Source organism: Pseudomonas tructae (assembly GCF_004214895.1).
GTDB classification, from domain to species: Bacteria; Pseudomonadota; Gammaproteobacteria; order Pseudomonadales; family Pseudomonadaceae; genus Aquipseudomonas; species Aquipseudomonas tructae.
Map to the genome: position 1 here is coordinate 4,790,977 of NZ_CP035952.1, position 17,900 is coordinate 4,808,876.

General features: G+C 61.7%; 14 protein-coding genes. 8 read left to right on the forward strand and 6 right to left on the reverse strand.

Annotated elements, in window-relative coordinates; translation table 11 throughout:
• The first annotated feature begins 73 nt into the window (after positions 1–73).
• On the forward strand, positions 74–1,015 hold the full coding sequence (ygfZ, locus tag EXN22_RS21905; RefSeq protein ID WP_130266022.1) for a CAF17-like 4Fe-4S cluster assembly/insertion protein YgfZ: 942 nt from the start codon (positions 74–76) through the stop codon (positions 1,013–1,015).
• A gap of 55 nt (positions 1,016–1,070) precedes the next feature.
• Positions 1,071–1,877, forward strand: a complete 807-nt coding sequence (locus tag EXN22_RS21910) for an HDOD domain-containing protein (RefSeq protein WP_130266023.1) — start codon at positions 1,071–1,073, stop codon at positions 1,875–1,877.
• Here the strand turns inward: EXN22_RS21910 and EXN22_RS21915 are convergent.
• Together EXN22_RS21915 and EXN22_RS21920 are read right to left on the reverse strand one after the other, a co-directional pair.
• On the reverse strand, positions 1,874–3,253 hold the full coding sequence (locus EXN22_RS21915) for a sensor histidine kinase (protein ID WP_130266024.1): 1,380 nt from the start codon (positions 3,251–3,253) through the stop codon (positions 1,874–1,876). The two genes, EXN22_RS21910 and EXN22_RS21915, sit on opposite strands and share 4 nt — an antisense overlap.
• On the reverse strand, positions 3,246–3,917 hold the full coding sequence (locus tag EXN22_RS21920) for a response regulator (RefSeq protein WP_130266025.1): 672 nt from the start codon (positions 3,915–3,917) through the stop codon (positions 3,246–3,248). Before EXN22_RS21920 ends, EXN22_RS21915 begins: the two co-directional genes overlap by 8 nt.
• A 202-nt stretch (positions 3,918–4,119) precedes the next feature.
• On the opposite strand from EXN22_RS21920, the gene EXN22_RS21925 reads away from it, so the two are divergent.
• The 5 genes from EXN22_RS21925 to EXN22_RS21945 all read left to right on the forward strand — a co-directional run bounded on the left by EXN22_RS21925 (position 4,120) and on the right by EXN22_RS21945 (position 9,515).
• The gene (locus EXN22_RS21925; RefSeq protein WP_130266026.1) at positions 4,120–5,409 is read left to right on the forward strand and encodes an OprD family porin; all 1,290 of its coding nucleotides are present in this window, start codon (positions 4,120–4,122) and stop codon (positions 5,407–5,409) included.
• A 34-nt stretch (positions 5,410–5,443) separates the two neighbouring features.
• Positions 5,444–6,424: a Bug family tripartite tricarboxylate transporter substrate binding protein gene (locus EXN22_RS21930; RefSeq protein ID WP_130266027.1), complete on the forward strand. Its 981-nt coding sequence runs from the start codon at positions 5,444–5,446 to the stop codon at positions 6,422–6,424.
• Positions 6,425–6,516: 92 nt separating this feature from the next.
• Positions 6,517–6,975 carry a tripartite tricarboxylate transporter TctB family protein gene (locus EXN22_RS21935; protein WP_130266028.1) on the forward strand — a complete coding sequence of 153 codons (459 nt, stop codon included), beginning with the start codon at positions 6,517–6,519 and terminating at the stop codon, positions 6,973–6,975.
• A gap of 1 nt (position 6,976) precedes the next feature.
• Positions 6,977–8,491: a tripartite tricarboxylate transporter permease gene (locus EXN22_RS21940; protein ID WP_130266029.1), complete on the forward strand. Its 1,515-nt coding sequence runs from the start codon at positions 6,977–6,979 to the stop codon at positions 8,489–8,491.
• On the forward strand, positions 8,484–9,515 hold the full coding sequence (locus tag EXN22_RS21945; RefSeq protein WP_130266030.1) for an AbrB family transcriptional regulator: 1,032 nt from the start codon (positions 8,484–8,486) through the stop codon (positions 9,513–9,515). The genes EXN22_RS21940 and EXN22_RS21945 overlap by 8 nt, the downstream gene beginning before the upstream one ends.
• A gap of 47 nt (positions 9,516–9,562) precedes the next feature.
• Here the strand turns inward: EXN22_RS21945 and EXN22_RS21950 are convergent, their stop codons facing one another.
• The 4 genes from EXN22_RS21950 to ung all read right to left on the reverse strand — a co-directional run bounded on the left by EXN22_RS21950 (position 9,563) and on the right by ung (position 16,659).
• The gene (locus EXN22_RS21950) at positions 9,563–11,671 is read right to left on the reverse strand and encodes an autotransporter outer membrane beta-barrel domain-containing protein (RefSeq protein WP_130266031.1); all 2,109 of its coding nucleotides are present in this window, start codon (positions 11,669–11,671) and stop codon (positions 9,563–9,565) included.
• Positions 11,672–11,868: 197 nt separating this feature from the next.
• Positions 11,869–13,842, reverse strand: coding sequence for a hypothetical protein (locus tag EXN22_RS21955; protein ID WP_130266032.1), 1,974 nt, complete (start codon positions 13,840–13,842; stop codon positions 11,869–11,871).
• Between the two features lie 97 nt (positions 13,843–13,939).
• The gene (locus EXN22_RS21960) at positions 13,940–15,862 is read right to left on the reverse strand and encodes a hypothetical protein (RefSeq protein ID WP_130266033.1); all 1,923 of its coding nucleotides are present in this window, start codon (positions 15,860–15,862) and stop codon (positions 13,940–13,942) included.
• Between the two features lie 104 nt (positions 15,863–15,966).
• A complete protein-coding gene (gene ung / locus EXN22_RS21965) occupies positions 15,967–16,659 on the reverse strand; it encodes a uracil-DNA glycosylase (RefSeq protein ID WP_130266034.1) in 693 nt (230 codons plus the stop codon).
• A 126-nt stretch (positions 16,660–16,785) separates the two neighbouring features.
• Here ung and EXN22_RS21970 point away from each other — a divergent pair, with 126 nt between their 5' ends.
• The gene (locus EXN22_RS21970; protein ID WP_130266035.1) at positions 16,786–17,895 is read left to right on the forward strand and encodes an enoyl-CoA hydratase/isomerase family protein; all 1,110 of its coding nucleotides are present in this window, start codon (positions 16,786–16,788) and stop codon (positions 17,893–17,895) included.
• The last annotated feature ends 5 nt before the right edge of the window (positions 17,896–17,900 follow it).

The following is a 17,900-nucleotide window of genomic DNA, read 5'->3' on the forward strand; positions in this document are numbered from 1 at the left end:
GCCCGCGCTCAACTACCTATTTTGCCAACAGCGCTCTATCATGAGCCCCAGTCTTATCATCTTGCGATCAACCATGGCCGATTCCGCTTTTTTCTGCACCCTTTCCCATGAAGGCGTTCTCGCCGTACGCGGCTCGGACGCCGGCAAGTTCCTGCAAGGCCAGTTGACCTGCAACATCAGTTACCTCAACGAGCATACCGCCAGCCTCGGCGCCCGTTGCATGGTCAAGGGCCGCATGCAGTCGAGCTTTCGCATTCTTCCCGAGGGTGATGGCTACCTGTTGGCGATGGCCCACGAACTGCTTGAGCCACAGCTGGCCGATCTCAAGAAGTACGCGGTGTTCTCCAAGGCCAAGCTGACCGACGACAGCACCGCCTGGGTGCGCCTGGGCTTGCACAACGGCGAAGCAGTCCTGCCGACCCTGGGCCTGGAAGTGCCAGCGCAACCCGACGCGGTGACCCGTCACAACGGCCTGATCGCCATCGCGGTATCGCCCGCCCGGATCGAGTTGTGGGTACCTGCCGAGCAGGCCGAAGCGGTACAAACCCAACTGGCCTCCTCGCTGGCCAAAGCCGAGCTCAATGACTGGCTGCTCGGCCAGATTCGCGCTGGCATCGGCCAGGTCATGGCGCAGACCCGCGAGTTGTTCATCCCGCAGATGATCAACCTGCAGGCCGTCGGCGGCGTGAGTTTCAAGAAAGGTTGCTACACCGGCCAGGAAATCGTTGCGCGCATGCAATACCTGGGCAAGCTCAAGCGCCGCCAGTACCGCGTGGCCCTGGCCGACGACACGCTGCCTGCGCCGGGCACTGAAGTGTTCTCGCCGACCCATGGCTCATCCGTGGGTGAAGTAGTGCTGGCCGCCCGCAGCGAACAGGGCTGCGAACTGCTGGCAGTGCTCACCGCCGATGCCGTGGAAGATAACAACCTGCATCTGGGCAGCCCCGAAGGCCCGCGCCTGACACTGCTGACACTTCCTTACGAACTGGACCGCGATCGCGAAATCCAGCGCTGAGCCTGCTTGCGCCCGGCACGGGTGGGGCACTCTTCAATTGCGGTAGAGAATCACCATGAACAAGATGGCCGAGACGATCCAGGCCCAACTGCTAAGTGCCATCGACAACGATGACCTGGTACTGCCGACCTTGCCGGAAGTAGCCCTGAGCATCCGCGAAGCGGCCGAAGACAGTGAGATCAGCGTCAGCGCCCTGAGCAAGGTCATCGGTCGCGACGCGGCGCTGTCCGCCCGCCTGATCAAGGTGGTCAACAGCCCCTTGCTGCGTGCTGCCAGCGAAGTCACTGACCTGCACACAGCCATCACCCGCCTGGGCATCAACTACAGCTGCAACCTGGCGATTGGCCTGGTGATCGAGCAGATCTTCCATGCCCGCTCCGATGTCGTCGAGCAGAAGATGCGCGATATCTGGGCGAAAAGCCTGGAAGTGGCCGGTATCAGCTATGAGCTGTGTCTGAACTTCACCAAGCTCAAGCCCGACCAGGCAGCACTGGCCGGGCTGGTTCACCAGATTGGCGTACTGCCGGTCCTGTTGTATGCCGAGGAACACAACGAGTTGCTGGCCGATCCGGTCAGCCTGAACTACGTGATCGAGCAGATCCACCCCAAGCTGGGTGACAAAATCCTGCGCGTCTGGGATTTTCCCGAACAACTGGTGTACCTGCCCGGGCAGATCCAGGACCTGGACCGTCGCACCGAGAGTGTCGATTACGTCGATATCGTGCAGATCGCCCAGGTGCTCTGCAGCAACAGCAAGGAACGGCCACTGGCCGCCCTGCCCGCCTACCGCCACCTCGGCCTGCCCACCGGCACCGAACTGCAGGCCAGCGATCTGCTCAATGCCAAGGCGATGTTCCGCTAGTCAGCGCTGAAGCTGACCCGTACCTTCAAACCGCCGCGTTCACCATCATGCAAACTGATCTGCACCAGGTGCGCGCGGCAGATCTCGCCGACAATCGCCAACCCCAGGCCGGTGCCTTGCGCGCCGCGGCGGTAGAATCGCTCGAAGACCTTTTCCCGTTCGCTTTCAGGAATGCCCGGGCCGTCGTCTTCCACCTCGAGAATCCCCGGTGCGCTGACCCGCAGAATCACATTGCCGCCCTTGGGCGTGTGGGCCAGGGCGTTGTCCACCAGGTTGTTGAGCAACTCATTGAGCAAAGTCGGCTCGCCGCGCACCCACACCGGCACCTCGGCCTCCAGCGCCAGGGCGACACCGTGGGCGTGCGCCAGTGGTGCCATGGCCATGCCCAGCTCACGCGCCAGCTGGCTGAGGTCAAGCACCTGCGCGCCGCCCTCGGCAATCGCCCGGGCACCGTTCTCGACCCGCGCCAACGACAGCAACTGATTGGCCAGGTGGGTCAGGCGGTCGGTGCCCTGTGCAGCAGACTCCAGGGTCTCGCGCCAGACCTGCGGTTCATTGGAGCGCAACCCCAGCTCGACCCGCGCCTTGAGCGCCGCCAGCGGCGTACGCAGTTCATGGGCGGCCTCGGCAATGAACTGCGCCTGACGCTCGAACTGGCCACGCAGGCGTTCGGTGAAGTGGTTCAAGGCACGCACCAGCGGACTCAGCTCGCGTTGCACCTCTACCTGCGGCAAGGCCCGCAGGTCATCGGGCTGACGCTCCTCCACGGCGCTGCGCAGGCGCTCCAGCGGGCGCAGCGCGGCACTCACGGCAAACCACACCAGCATCAAGGCCCCCAGGGCAAGCATCCCCAGGCGCAGCAAGGTATCGGCCATCAGGCTGCGGGCCATGCGCACCCGCGCCTCCTCGGTTTCGGCCACGCGAATTTCGGCCATGCCGTTCATGTTCGGCTCGCTCACCGCCTTGAGCAGGCTGACCACACGTACATCCTGGCCCAGGTAACGGGCGTTGTAGAAACGCGCCAGGGCTGGGTAATCGTCCGTGCGCGGGGTATTGGGCGGCGGCGCCGGCAGGTTTTCGTAGCCGGAGATCAGCCGCTGGTGAATGTCGTTGACCTGGTAGTAAATGCGCCCGGCGCTGTCGTAGGCGAAGGTATCCAGGGCCACGTAGGGCACGTCGGCGCTGAGGGTCCCGTCGCGTTGCGACAAGCCGGCGGCGATGGTCCGCGCCGAGGCCAGCAGGGTGCGGTCGTAGGCCGTGTCGGCGGCCTCGCGACCGTTCCAGTAGGCGCTCAGGCCGCTGGCCAGCATCAGCACCACCAGCAGGATCGCCAGGTTCCACAGCAGGCGCCCGCGCAGGCTGCCGCTGTCACGCATCTTTATGCTCGAGCAGGTACCCGAGCCCCCGGAAAGTGACGATGGCCACGGCATGGCCATCGAGCTTCTTGCGCAGGCGGTGCACATAGATTTCGATGGCGTCGGCACTGGCCTCTTCATCCAGGCCAAACACCTGGGCGGCCAGCTGCTCCTTGCTCATAACCCGCCCGGGCCGGGCGACCAGGGCTTCGAGCACGGCCTGTTCGCGGGAGGTCAGGGTCAGCAATTCCTCACCGAGGGCAAAACGCCGGGTATCGAGGTCGTAGACCAGCGGCCCACAACGCTGCTGGCGCTCGCCGCCAAGTACGCTGCGGCGCAGCAAGGCTTTGACCCGCGCTTCCAGTTCGGTCAGTTCGAACGGCTTGGCCAGGTAATCGTCGGCCCCAAGGTTCAGGCCATGGACCCGGTCCTTGACGTCGCTGCGTGCGGTCAGCATCAACACCGGCACGGTCTTGCCACGGCCACGCAAGCGCGCCAGCACCTCGAAGCCGTCCATGCGCGGCAGGCCGACATCGAGCACCGCCACAGCATATTCCTCGCTGGCCAAGGCCAGGTCGGCGGCCACGCCATCATGCAGCACATCCACGGTCAGGCCAGTGCTTTTCAGGGCCTGGGCCACGCTCTCGGCCAGTTGCAGATGGTCTTCGACGAGCAGCACACGCATCGATCTCTCTCCTTTGCGTCGCGTTCAATGGCGCGGAGTGTACAGCCGACAGCCCGCCTGTGAAGCCTTTGAATGGATCAAAAGCAGTTGAAAGGTTAGCGAAAGGTTCACGCCCTAGCATCCTCTCACGGCTCACTCTGCTTGCCGTAAAACCGGACCCAAGGTCCGAAACTAATAAGAACAATAACGGAGTCACATCACGATGCTGTCCATGCAGCCTCAGGCGTACGCGCCTACCCGACGTATTCCCTCCCGCCAGACCGCAGTTGCCAGCGCCCTCGCCCTTGCCGGCGTCGCACCGTTGAGCCAGGCCGCCTTCTTCGATGACAGCAAGGCGAGCTTCGAAACCCGCAACATGTACTTCAACCGCGACTTTCGCGACGGCACCAGCGCCCAGCAATCCAAGCGCGACGAATGGGCCCAGGGCTTCATGCTCAACTTCGAGTCAGGCTATACCGACGGTACCGTGGGCTTTGGCCTGGATGCCTTGGGGATGCTCGGTATCAAGCTCGACTCAAGCCCCGATCGCACCGGCACCGGCCTGTTGCCAACCCATGACGATGGCCGCGCCGCCGACGAGTATTCCAAGCTCGGCCTGACCGGCAAGGTGAAGATCTCCGCAACCGAGCTGAAGGTCGGCACGCTGATCCCGGAACTACCAACCCTGCAGCCCAACGACGGGCGCATCCTGCCGCAAACCTTCGAGGGCGGCCTGCTGAGCTCGGGCGAAATAAAGAACCTGACCTTCACCGGCGGGCGCCTGGAAAAAGCCCGCGACCGCGACAGCACCAACAATGAAGACATCGCCCTCAACAACAAGAACAAGCGCTTTCTCGGCACCGTCGCCGGCAACCATTTCGATGTAGCTGGCCTGGACTACAAGTTCACCGACAAGATCACCGGCAGCTACCACTGGGCCCAGCTCGACGACGTCTACCGCCAGCACTTCGTCGGCCTGCTCGCCTCTCAGCCTTGGGGCCCGGGCACCTTCGGCGCCGACCTGCGCATGGCCTTGAGTGACGACCAGGGCCAGGCCCGCGGCGGCAACATCGACAACACCGCGCTCAACGGCATGCTCAGCTATAGCCTCATCGGCCACAAGCTCAGTGCCGGCTTCCAGCACCTGTCTGGCGACACCGCCTTCCCCTATGTCGACGGCGCCGACCCGTACCTGGTCAACTTCGTCCAGATCAACGACTTTGCCGACGCCGACGAGCGCTCCTGGCAAGCCCGCTATGACTATGACTTCGCCAAGCTCGGGGTTCCGGGCTTGAGCTTCATGACCCGCTACATCAGCGGCGATAATGTCAGCCTGGCCGATGGCGGCGAGGGCAAGGAGTGGGAACGCGACACCGAGTTCAAGTACGTGGTGCAAAGTGGCGCCCTGAAAAACGTCGCCGTGCGCCTGCGCAATGCCACCTTCCGTTCCAACTTCGCCCGCGATGCCGACGAAGTGCGACTGCTGGTGAGTTACAGCCTTGCGTTGTGGTAATCCCTGATAACAATAACGTTCACGGAGAGAAACGATGACTTTTTCACTGCGCCGCATTGCCCTCGCCACCAGTTGCCTGCTGCTAGCCGGTAACGTCCTGGCGGCCGAACCAAAACGCCCTGAATGCATCGCCCCGGCATCGCCCGGCGGCGGTTTCGACCTGACCTGCAAACTGGCGCAAAGCGCCCTGGTCAACCAGAAGATCCTCAGCAAACCAATGCGCGTCACCTACATGCCCGGCGGTGTCGGCGCGGTGGCCTACAACGCGGTGGTTGCCCAGCGCCCGGCCGATGCCGGCACGCTGGTGGCCTGGTCCAGTGGTTCGCTGCTGAACCTGGCCCAGGGCAAATTCGGCCGTTTCGATGAAAACGCCGTGCGCTGGCTGGCGGCGGTCGGCACCAGCTACGGTGCTATCGCTGTGAAAAACGATTCACCCTACAAGACCCTCGACGACCTGGTCGCAGCCCTGAAAAAAGACCCGAGCAAGGTGGTGATCGGCTCCGGTGGCACCGTCGGCAGCCAGGACTGGATGCAGACCGCACTGATCGCCAAGGCCGCAGGCATCGATCCGCGCGACCTGCGCTACGTCGCCCTGGAAGGCGGCGGCGAGATTGCCACGGCCTTGCTCGGCGGCCACATCCAGGTGGGCAGTACCGACATCTCCGACTCGATGCCGCATATTCTGAGCGGTGACATGCGCCTGCTGGCGGTGTTCGCCGAGAAGCGCATTGACGAGCCGACCATGAAAGACATCCCGACCGCCAAGGAACAGGGTTACGACATCGTCTGGCCGGTAGTACGCGGTTTCTACCTGGGGCCGAAGGTCACCGACGAAGAATATGACTGGTGGAAGGCCTCCTTCGACAAGCTGCTGGCGTCCGAAGAGTTCGCCAAACTGCGCGACCAGCGCGAGCTGTTCCCCTTTGCCATGACCGGTAAAGAGCTGGACAGCTACGTTAAGAAACAGGTGGCTGACTATAAGGCCCTGGCCAAGGAATTTGGCTTGATTCAGTAAGCCTCTCCCCTTTCTAGACGCATCGCGGGGCAAGCCCGCTCCTACACAGACCCCTGTGGGAGCGGGCTTGCCCCGCGAAAAGAGGATTCCCTATGATCCTGCAACGCCTCTTCGCCCTGTTCCTGCTGGCGATCTGCAGTGCCCTGATGGTGATGGCCTGGCCCTATCAGGCAGCCTTCTCCTACGAACCGATCGGCCCCCGCGCCTTTCCCTTGCTGATGCTCGGCCTGATGGCCTGCGGCCTGCTGTACCTGGCCTTTCGCCCGACGCCCCTGGTGCACAAGGACGACGAGCCTGAGCTCGACCGCGCCACCTTGAACAAAATCGTGATCTGCGTGGCCTTGCTGCTGGTTTTCGCCGCCTCCTTCGAACCGCTGGGCTTCATTCTCAGCAGTATCCTCATCGGCGTGCCCATGGCGCGCCTGTATGGCGGCCGCTGGCTGCCCAGTGTGGTGATCATCGTCTTGACCAGCCTGTCCCTGTACTGGCTGTTCGACCGCGTCATGGAAGTCCCTCTGCCCCTCGGCCTGCTCGACGTTCTGGAGAATTGACATGGATACCTTCAGCTATCTGAGCCAGGGCTTCGGTGTCGCCCTGACCCCCTACAACCTGGTCACCGCCCTGACCGGCACCCTGATCGGCACCGTGGTCGGCCTGCTGCCTGGCCTGGGCCCGATCAACGGCGTGGCCCTGCTGATCCCGATTGCCTTCGCCCTCGGCCTGCCACCGGAATCGGCCCTGATCCTGCTGGCAGCGGTGTACCTGGGTTGCGAGTACGGCGGCCGTATCAGTTCGATCCTGCTCAATATTCCCGGCGAAGCCGCCACCGTCATGACCACCCTCGACGGCTACCCCATGGCCCGCCAGGGCCTGGCAGGTGTGGCCCTGTCGCTGTCAGCCTGGAGCTCGTTCATTGGCGCCTTCATTGCCACCTGCGGCATGGTCCTGTTCGCGCCGATACTGGCAAAATGGGCGATAGCCTTCGGGCCCGCCGAGTACTTCGTGCTCATGGTCTTTGCCATAGTCTGCCTTGGCGGTATGGCTGGCGACCGGCCGCTCAAGACCTTCATTGCCGCCTTGATCGGCCTGTTCCTGTCCTGCGTCGGGATCGACGCCAACAGCGGCGTCTACCGCTTCACCGGGGATAGTGTGCACCTGGCTGACGGCATTCAGTTCGTGGTGCTGGTGCTGGGCCTGTTCTCCATCAGCGAAATCCTCCTGCTGCTGGAAAAGACCCATCACGGTCATGAAGCGGTCAAGGCCACCGGGCGCATGCTGTTCAACTTCAAGGAAGCCGCCTCGGTCTTTGCCGTGAACATCCGCTGCGGCGTGCTCGGTTTTATCATGGGCGTGCTCCCTGGGGCCGGTGCGACGCTGTCCAGTGCCGTGGCCTACATGACCGAAAAACGCATCGCCGGCCCCAGCGGCACCTTCGGCAAGGGTGACAAACGCGGCCTCGCCGCCCCGGAAACCGCCATCGGCGCCGAAGCCTGCGGCGCACTGGTACCGATGCTGACCCTGGGTGTGCCAGGCTCGGGCACCACCGCGGTGATGATCGGGGCCTTGTCGCTGTACAACATCACCCCGGGGCCGATGCTGTTCGAGCAGCAGCCGGACATCGTCTGGGGGCTGATCGCTTCGTTGTTCATCGCCAACATCATGCTGGTGATCCTCAACATCCCGATGATCCGCATCTTCACCCGCATTCTGGCGGTACCGAACTGGGCCCTGGTGCCCTTCATCGCGATCATCACCGCGATCGGCGTGTACGCGGTGCATGCCACCACCTTCGACCTGTTCCTGATGATCGGCATCGGCATCTTCGGCTACATCCTGCGCAAGCTGGACTTCCCGCTGTCGCCGATCCTGCTCGGCTTTATCCTCGGCGGGCTGATGGAGCAGAACCTGCGCCGGGCGCTGTCAATCTCCAACGGTACCCTGGATATCCTCTGGTCCAGTCCGATCAGTGTCAGCGTGTGGAGCCTGACCCTGGTCATGCTGTTCCTGCCGCTGCTGCGCATCTGGCGCAAGCGCAGCCTGCAACGGCGTGCCCTGGCCAATGGCTGATGGGCGGCTGAAACTGTACTGGGCCACCGGCCTGGTCGGCCTTGCCGGCGGATACCTGGCAAGCCTGGTCGGCTGGCCGCTGCCGTGGATGGTCGGCTCGTTGCTGGCGATCATCCTGGTGCGCTGCCTGACGCCCTGGCAACTGAGCGAGATCCCCGGCGGGCGCAAGTGCGGCCAATGGATCATCGGCATCGGCATCGGCCTGCACTTCACCCCGGCGGTGGTCGAACAGGTGGCGAGCAACTTCGGCCTGATCTTCTGCGGGGCGCTGATCACCAGTGTTTCCAGTGTGGTCGGCGTGTGGTTGCTCAGGCGCACCGGCGAAGACCGCGCCACGGCGTTCTTTTCCAGCATGCCCGGTGGCTCCGGGGAGATGGTCAACCTCGGCGCGCGCAATGGCGCGGTGCTCAGCCAGGTGGCGGCAGCGCAGAGCCTGCGGGTATTGGCGGTGGTGTTGTGCGTGCCAGCGCTGTTCAAGTTCCTGCTCGGCAACGGCGTACCGCTGACCCATACCGGCAGCGTCAACTGGGGCTGGCTGTTGCTGATCTGCCCGCTGGGGGTGTTGCTGGCCCTGGTTTGGCAGCGCTTGAAGCAACCCAACCCCTGGTTGTTCGGGCCGTTGCTGGTGGCGGCGGTGGCCAGTGTCAGCGCCAACCTGCAGGTTGCCCTGCCCGATGGCGCCAGCCAGATCGGCCAATGGCTGATCGGCAGTGGCCTGGGCTGTCACTTCAATCGTGCATTCTTTCGCCGCGCGCCGTCGTTCCTGGGTCGCACCTTGATCGCCACGGCCCTGACCATGCTCATTGCAGGCGCTGCCGCTTACGTGCTCAGTGTCATGACCGACCTCGACCTGCGCTCGCTGACTCTGGGGATGATGCCCGGCGGCATCGCCGAGATGAGCCTGACCGCCGAAACCCTGCAACTGTCGGTGCCGTTGGTGACGGCGCTGCAGGTGATGCGCTTGCTGTTCGTACTGTTTCTCGCCGAGCCCTTGTTCAGGCATTGGGACAGGCGCTGCGACTGAAGCAAAAAAAAGAGGAAGCCAAGGCTTCCTCTTTTTCATCAGCGCGCTTACCAGGTAAAACGCACCCCGACGTTGGCACCGAACGGCTTCTCGATCTTGTCGCCGTTGCTGTAATCGATATCGGCATGCACCTGCAGGCGCTCGGACAGTGACACGGCGATACCGGCACCGACCTCGGCACGCGAGCCGGACAGGTCGTTGTTGAACACGTTATTGTTGACCTTGACCTTGTTGTTCTTGGCAAACTCGTGCACCGCAGCGGCACGCAGGTACGGCTGGGCAAAACGGCCCTCGCCCAGCTCGAAGTTGCGACCGACTGTGGCCCCGGCCTTACCCAGCACCGACAGGGTGCGATCGCCTTCAGCCTTCAGGCCGCTGTCCAGGTTGTAGGACGCGCCCTGGATGCTGACGGCCGATACCTGGGCAAAAGGTTCAACGAAGAAACCGTCATCGAGCTTGATGTGGCGACCGAACTCGGCCGAGGCACCCACGCCATTAGTCTTGTAGCTGCCCTTGGCCTGGCTGCCGTCGCTCATGGCCACCTTGGACTTGTTGTCGAAGCGGTTGAGCTTGGCCACGGCGTCGAAGTAGTAACCGCTGTCCTGGTCCAGCCAGGTGGTATAGGCACCGGCATAGTAGCTGTCGACGGTACCGCTGGTACCGCGGTTCAGGTCCAGGTCGGAGCTGCTATGACCGGCCAGTACACCCACCAGCCATTGGCTATCGCCCAGCTGGGCATCGGCACCCAGGGTGAAACCTTGCTGGGTCTGCTTGTAGGCGGTGCCAGACGATTCGGCCACGTTGTACTTGCTGCCATAAGCCCGGCTCCAGGCGCCGCTTTTACCTTCGTTGTAGCGCAACTCCCCCATGCGCGTACGCAGCGACGACAGCTCGCCGTACCAGACGGTCGGTGCGGTGTTGAACAGCGCCAGGACCGAACGGGTGCCGGGGCTGATGACCTTTGTCTCGGTGTCCAGGTGCCAGTCGTTGCCTTCTTTAATCAGGTCATAGGAAAACGCACCCAGGTCGACAGGACCATTGACCAGGCTGAATTCGGCATCGCCGCCGCCGGTCGTGACCACGGTGACCCGCTCCACAGGGTCAAGCTCGAGCCCGCTGGCTTTGATGGCCAGGCCGAATTCGCCGTTGGCCTGACCGCTGACATTCAGGCGATCGCCTTCGCCGGTGGCGAAGTCGGCGGCCATCTGGAAGGTGCCGTTGCCTGACAGCTCATTGACGTCCAGGCGGTAGAACTGCTCTGCGCTACCAAAGCTGACGGTTGCACCGTTCAATGCCAGCTCGCCTACCTGACTATTGCCGGTCAGGGTCCACTGGCTACCGGCATCGGCGCTCAGGCTGGAAACGTTGCCCAGGCGTCCGACCAGTTGCGAACCATGCTGCAACTGCACATCAGCCTTGCCACCGGCGGCTACCAGAATGTCACCGTTAAGCTGCGATTCAGACATCGCCAGGGACACGCCACTGCCGCTGTCGACCTGGATGTTGCCGGTCAGCGCACTGCGCGCAACCTGCACATCGGCGGTCGAGCCCTGCTTGATTTCCAGCATGTTGCCGTTACCGCCAATCAGCTGGGCGCCATCACTGACGGTGATTTTCGCCTGGGTACGGGCATCGACCACCACGGCGGCGCCGCGCTCGCCAATCACTTTGGAACCGCTCATCACGTGCAACTCAGGCACTTCGCTGTTTGGTTCCAAGCCCACTGTTTCATGGGCCAGGAAGGCGCCGTTAAGCCCCCCCTGAATGATGCTTTGATCAACCGCCGTCACTCGGCCGCCATAGCTGCGTACACCAATACTGCTAGCGCCGGTCGCGATCAGTTGCGACTGGTTGGCCAGGTTGAGCTGGCTGAACGCGGTCAGGCTGGCGCCGCCGGTAACAGCCGTAAGCTTGGTGTTGTTGAGGGTCAGGTTGGAGCCACGGAACTGGCCATTGGTAGTACGACCCAGGGATATAGCCTGGGCACTGGTGCTCTGCTCTTTGTCAGTGACGGTGAGGGTTTTCCCTATCAAACTGTAAAGGGTGGTGTTGCTGGTTTGCGCCATCAACTGGCTAGCGCACAGGCTTAATGGTGCTGCCAGGATAAAAGGCAGCACACGGGAAAACGGTGCAGAAGACAAGTAAATACGGGACATGATGAGTCACACTCTCGAACGCTGTTAGTCAGAATGAAAAACAGAGCTGACACAACCGTGCTCCGTTTTCAGGCTTGCAGCGTACAGAGGTACTCAGAAAGACTATGTAGGAATAATCTACAAGAACAACAGGGGATTTCTACAGCGCATCATTGACAGACAAGGGCCGGCAGCCAGGCTCCCGGCCCTTGTTCAAGTTACAACTTACCGACTCTTACAGATTTACGACGTCGCGCAAATGTGGGAACACAGTTGCCTGAGCCCTGACGAATATTGTATTGGTAAGTCCGCTCTGCAGACACGCCAACTGGAATACCATCGCGTACCACGCTCCAGCTGATACGGATAAAAGCCAGGTTAGGCGCCGGTTTGATGTATTCGTCCCAGAGCACCGAAATCGATATCCCAAATTCAACATGCGTGGGATCGGAAACATCCCCTCTGAGCGCCACAACGGTTCCCTCCACCGGTTCACTGCCGCTCAGAGGGTACATGGCCCAATTCACCGTGATATTATCACCGAGCTGCAACTTGCTCGGATCACTGACCCGTACGGTCATGCCATTCCATGGCGCATGTTCACACAGAACCGTCGGGTTACCGGTGGGTGGGATAGTGACGCCTACGATACTCGGCAAGGCCAGGCCTTCCAGCTGCTCGATGACCGCGCGTACCTTTTCCGATTCAGACTCCTGGTAGTTTTCCGCCGTTGCATCTTTGTAGAGGCGATAGAACAGCGGCTGCTGTAAACCATTGCCAACTTCGATAACATCCTCAGCGCTGATGATCATGTCGATCACCCCACCAGCTTCTTCAGTGGTAATGGTATGAGTGGCCACCAGTTTTGCCGAAGGGCCATAGTACAACCGGATAACCTCACCGGCGTTTACCGGGGAATAGACCGCTACTTCGACAGTGACTTCTGTGCCACGATCTTCGGGGGTCAGTTCATTCTCAAACCCGCTGACAGGTCCAATCAGCAAAGGCAGCAGCAGGTCCGGGTTGACCGGATCCGGCTCCTCCGGGTTCGGCGGCCCGACCCTGGTCGTATCGACCTCGACATCATTGATATCAGAGGGATATGGGCGCCCGCGACTGACCAGGTAATCAACCTCGGCGGTGTAGGCCTCGGCCTTGTCTACGGTGGCGAAACGCGCAGTAGCTTCCAATGGCCAGACTTGAAACTCGCTGGTGACAAATGTCCCAATTGTCACCCCATCCCAGCGGATATGGACGATATCACCCGGTAGCCAGTTGGTATATTTCTTCACCAGAACCACAACACCCTGACGTGCGTCTGCCAGATCGATGGGCTCGTTGGGCACCTCCGGTTCCACTAGATCAGCCGGCGCGGGATCCAGGGCCAACACCATCGGTTGAGGGAGGGAAAACCTGGTTTCGTTGCCGGCCGCATCGGTGAGCTTGAGCCAGATAGGCGTGTAGCCACTAAGGAGCGTTTCCAGCTCTTCCCGGAGTACATCGATGCTGAAATATGCCCTTCCGCCGCTCTCATCAGGCACCACTGTACCCGCTTTTATTGGCCCACTTTGCTTCCCCATGAACAGTGACCAAAGGTCCCCCGGGTTAGGATCGGCATAGCGGGGGACATCCAGGGTCAGTACATCATCATTAGCCGCCAGGTACTCTGCAGTCACTTCGGTTCCGACAAGGTCTTCCGGGAGCAGCGGACTTGGCGGAGTGCCGCCGAATGCAGGGTCCAAGGTATCGACGATGACATCCCGTGAGTCTGAATAGCTTTCATTCTGGTTTTTCACCCTATAGGTAATACGTCGTAAGCCATCGCCACCCAGTTGCGCTCGACTCAACGTGCGCACAATGGGAAAAGATCCTGGTGGATGATCGGCCGGCACCCTGATACCTTCAATCTGGGGCACATTATTTACCAAGATGTCGATGACATCTTCCGGGTCAAAACCCGCGCTTTCGTATTCAGAAATTATTACATCCAAGCCCCGCGCAAGGTTCGCGGTCAGAATCAGGCCATTTGCCTCAATAGGAAAGGCTGTTGGAGCAGGCAATGTGTTCGACGTTTCCGAGGGAATCTCGACCTTTCTGCTGGCTGAGCGGAGGGACGTCGCCTTTTGCTTGGTCGACGCTTTACTGGTTTGAGTCTTCTTGCTGGTTTTGGGTAAAACTTCTTGTTTAGTCATGGTTGTCTACTTTCGCGAACATTACTTTAACCCAGCACTGTGCTGGATGCCGTGTTGCCAAACGCACCTACTTTCACTCAATACGAACTTTCCTCATTCAAGGCTCGACCGGATCACCGTTGTCGCAGTAAAACTCACTGCCAGGCTCGATAACCGACAGCCGTACCTGTGAGCGCGGCGAGTTTCCGACCCCGCCGCCGTTGGCGGCTGCCTTGACCAGCCGGTAGCTGACAACCCCCGCTCCGCGCAAGCGCGCGGCCGCCTGGATCAAAGGTTCATAAGGCCAGACGTCGATTTCGAAACCCTCGCGGGCATCGTCAGCGCTCAGCACATGAGAGAATTGGGCCTGAGTACCTTCAATCGGGTCCCCCCCCACCTGGCCACGGTCAGCAACCCAGAACAGGGTGACCCGGTCCTGCGCGGCGAAACGCTGAGCGTCCCCTGGAATCCGGACCTTCACGCCATTCACCCAGGGTTGGTAGGCACAATTGACCCACCCCCCCTCGGCGGTTCCGGGAAACGTTGCCCGAGCCAGGCCTTCGATAATCCGAATTTGTACATCGACGCGTGTCGTGGGCGAATGCTGGGTATTAACGCCATTGAAGGTGCTGTAATAGACCGGCAGCGCAGGGTTGCTGCCGACAGCATTGATGATCGCCCAAGGCACGCTGAAAGCGATGGTCGCGCCGCCAGTGTCTCCAGGCTTGATCTCGTAGGTAGCAGCGGGCCCGGCGTGGCTGCCCCAATACAACTGCAGCACCTGCCCCGGTTGCGGGTTGGCGTACAACACCAACTCCACCCGGGCGTCGTGATCGACATCCTCGGCACCGAGCTGATCATCGCCAGCGCGACCCTTGACCACCACTGAGGCCAGCCTTGGGTTGACAAGCTCAGGGCCTTGCGGATCGGGCCCGGCCACTGTCAGGTTCAGCGCCACCGACAAAGCGCGTGACGGCCTGGCACGCCAGGTGAAATGCACCTGGTCGTTGCGCTCGACAAAGCCTGCGGCGGTCAATACCTCAAACCCCACCGGGAACTTCACCGGCCAACGCAAAGGTGCGGGCAGGTCGATACTGCCCACCGGCAACCCACGCCAATAGCCGATAACGCGGTCGCCAGGGCGGGCGTCGATGATTTCATTGATGACCAGCTCGACGCCGGTACGTGCCCGCTCCAGGTCGATCAGCCCCGCAGGCTCGACCTGTGGCAGCGGTAAAGGGCTCGGCGTGCTGCCCAGGTCAACATTGATTTCGTTGACATCGGAAAGGGGCCCGCGATTGCTGGTACGGTCTTCCAAGTCGTAGCTCAGATAGCGCAAGCCATTACCGCTGTTGCGAATGGAATCGGCTGGCACTCTGAGCTCGACTGGCGCATCTTTATCTCGCACCACGAACTCGTCCACGGCCTCCAGCACATCATTCAGGCGGGAAAAGCTACGCCAGTACAGGCGCACGCTATCGCCCAGGCGCATGTCACGCCACGACTCCAGCCGAATGTTCACCCCTTGGTGTGCCGCCAGGTAGTCCTCGTTCAAGCCCTCCGGCCCGATAGGCACAATCGGCTCGGGCTTGCTACCTCTCTGGCCAGTGTTGGGCGCAGTCCTGTCGATGTTCAGCAACACCTCATCGGACAGCGCGGCATTACCCATATGGATGCGGTAGCTGACCCTGTGAGAGCCTGCGGTTGTGAGGTTGACTTGCGGTACCGTAAGCTCCAGCGGAATGATCGCTTGCGGGTCGTATGGCCAGATCAGAGGGGGGTCTAGAGAATTTACCCGCTGACCATCCCAGAGCAGCTCAACCTGGGTTACATCCCCTGGGAAACCCTCATGCTGCGGCCAGATCTCATCAATGACCACCTGCAAATCCCGCAATTGGTCGTCCTTGTGAATCAGATGATGGTTTTGATCATCTGACTCCAATGCCATTGCCGCCGGTACCACTGGCGCTTTGTAGCTGACCACCTGGGACGACTCAGAGGATGCGTCCTGCTCGAGCGGTGATGGAGTGAACCCGGACATAAAACCTCTCCCTGGCCAGGGGCTGCCTGGCGTTGCGTACAGGGAGATTATTTAATGCCCTATTTCTACCCACCGAAACTGGCAAAAATACTAGGTACCCGGCGTTAAACCGCTGGCAAACGCCAGTCGATCGCGGTCAGCCCGCGCTGCTCCAGAAAGCTGTTGGCCCGGCTGAAATGCCCGCAGCCGAGGAAGCCCCGGTAGGCCGACAAGGGCGATGGATGCACCGATTTGAGTACCAGGTGCTTGGTGGCATCGATGAGTTTCTGCTTGCTCTGGGCATGCGCGCCCCAGAGCAGGAACACGCAGTTGGCCTGCTGTTCGCTGACCACTTCGATGATGCGGTCAGTGAAGAACTCCCAGCCTTTTTTGGCATGAGACGCGGCGTTGGCGCGCTCGACGGTCATGGTGGTGTTGAGCAGCAACACGCCCTGCTCGGCCCAGGATTGCAGGCAGCCGTGCCTGGGAATCTCGATGTTCAGGTCGCGCTGCAACTCTTTGTAGATATTGACCAGCGACGGCGGCGTGGTCACCCCCGGTTGCACCGAGAAGCACAGGCCATGGGCCTGGCCCGGGCCGTGGTACGGGTCCTGGCCGAGGATCACCACCTTGACCTTATCCAGCGGGGTGGAGTTGAGGGCGTTGAAGATCAACGGGCCCGGTGGGTAGATTTCCTTGCCCGCTGCGTACTCCTGGCGCAGGAACTCGCGCAACTGGTGCATGTACGGCTGGTCGAATTCGGCGCGCAGGGCCTGTTTCCAGCTGGGTTCAAGTTTGATGCGGTCGTCGTCGGTCATGGTCAGGTCCGTAAAACAATGGCGCGACACTAGGAAAGCCGCCTGCGCTTGTCAATCGATCCGACCGGCGACCGCCGAAATCGCCAGCAGCGGCCATACTTGAGCGGATCAACCCCGAGGTCGCCCATGACTGCAGTATTGTGCGAAGAACTCACTGGCGTCGACGGCGCGCGGATCGGCGTCGCCACCCTCAATGCGCCGCAAACCCTCAATGCCTTGTCGCTGCCGATGATCGAGGTGCTCGACGAACAGCTCAAGGCCTGGGCCGATGACCCGGACCTGGTCTGCGTACTGTTGCGCGGCGCTGGCGCCAAGGCCTTCTGCGCCGGTGGCGAGGTGCGCAGCCTGGCCCAGGCCTGCCTTGAGCATCCCGGCCGGGTACCGCCCCTGGCGGCGCATTTTTTTGCCGCCGAGTACCGTTTCGACTACCGCCTGCACACCTACCCCAAACCGCTGATCTGCTGGGGCCATGGCCATGTGTTGGGCGGCGGAATGGGTGTGTTGCAGGGCGCCAATGTGCGCGTGGTCACCCCGGGCAGCCGCCTGGCCATGCCGGAAATCAGCATCGGCCTGTACCCGGATGTCGGCGGCAGTTGGTTTTTGTCACGCCTGCCCGGCAAGCTCGGTTTGTTCCTGGGCCTGACCGGTGCCCCGATCAACGCCAGCGATGCCCTGGACCTGGGCCTGGCAGACCGCCTGCTCGGCGAAAGCCAGCAGGAGGAGTTGCTCGATGACTTGCTGCAACTGAACTGGCAGGAGCAGACCGCCCTGCAGCTCAACAGCCTGCTCAAGGCCCAGCAGCATGCGGCCCAGGCCGAGCGCCCCGAGGCCCAGTGGCTGCCAAGGCGTCGGCAGATCGACGCGCTGCTCGATGTCGCCGACCCGGTGTGCGCCTGGCGCGCCATCGCCCAGTGGCGCAACCATGACGACCCACTGCTGGCCAAGGCTGCGCAGACCATGCTTGACGGTTGCCCACTGACCGCTCATCTGGTGTGGGAGCAGATCCAACGAGCCAAGTACCTGTCCCTGGCCCAGGTGTTCCAGATGGAATACACCATGAGCCTCAATTGCTGCCAGCATCCGGAATTCAGCGAAGGCGTGCGTGCCCGGCTGATCGACAAGCAGCAAAAACCGCGCTGGCACTGGGCGGATATCGCCCAGGTACCAACGGCGGTGATCGATGCGCATTTCAACAAGGCCTGGGAGGGCCGTCACCCATTGGCCGACCTGGTCTGAGTGCC

What these genes read in the sequence shown, in the direction of transcription:
- EXN22_RS21945 (WP_130266030.1), top strand. Translation starts at nt 8,484, where the DNA reads ATGGCTGATGGGCGGCTGAAACTGTACTGGGCCACCGGCCTGGTCGGC.
- EXN22_RS21910 (WP_130266023.1), top strand. Translation starts at nt 1,071, where the DNA reads ATGAACAAGATGGCCGAGACGATCCAGGCCCAACTGCTAAGTGCCATC.
- EXN22_RS21960 (WP_130266033.1), bottom strand. Translation starts at nt 15,862, where the DNA reads ATGTCCGGGTTCACTCCATCACCGCTCGAGCAGGACGCATCCTCTGAG.
- EXN22_RS21955 (WP_130266032.1), bottom strand. Translation starts at nt 13,842, where the DNA reads ATGACTAAACAAGAAGTTTTACCCAAAACCAGCAAGAAGACTCAAACC.
- EXN22_RS21930 (WP_130266027.1), top strand. Translation starts at nt 5,444, where the DNA reads ATGACTTTTTCACTGCGCCGCATTGCCCTCGCCACCAGTTGCCTGCTG.
- ygfZ (WP_130266022.1), top strand. Translation starts at nt 74, where the DNA reads ATGGCCGATTCCGCTTTTTTCTGCACCCTTTCCCATGAAGGCGTTCTC.
- EXN22_RS21935 (WP_130266028.1), top strand. Translation starts at nt 6,517, where the DNA reads ATGATCCTGCAACGCCTCTTCGCCCTGTTCCTGCTGGCGATCTGCAGT.
- EXN22_RS21920 (WP_130266025.1), bottom strand. Translation starts at nt 3,917, where the DNA reads ATGCGTGTGCTGCTCGTCGAAGACCATCTGCAACTGGCCGAGAGCGTG.
- EXN22_RS21915 (WP_130266024.1), bottom strand. Translation starts at nt 3,253, where the DNA reads ATGCGTGACAGCGGCAGCCTGCGCGGGCGCCTGCTGTGGAACCTGGCG.
- EXN22_RS21940 (WP_130266029.1), top strand. Translation starts at nt 6,977, where the DNA reads ATGGATACCTTCAGCTATCTGAGCCAGGGCTTCGGTGTCGCCCTGACC.
- EXN22_RS21925 (WP_130266026.1), top strand. Translation starts at nt 4,120, where the DNA reads ATGCTGTCCATGCAGCCTCAGGCGTACGCGCCTACCCGACGTATTCCC.
- EXN22_RS21970 (WP_130266035.1), top strand. Translation starts at nt 16,786, where the DNA reads ATGACTGCAGTATTGTGCGAAGAACTCACTGGCGTCGACGGCGCGCGG.
- EXN22_RS21950 (WP_130266031.1), bottom strand. Translation starts at nt 11,671, where the DNA reads ATGTCCCGTATTTACTTGTCTTCTGCACCGTTTTCCCGTGTGCTGCCT.
- ung (WP_130266034.1), bottom strand. Translation starts at nt 16,659, where the DNA reads ATGACCGACGACGACCGCATCAAACTTGAACCCAGCTGGAAACAGGCC.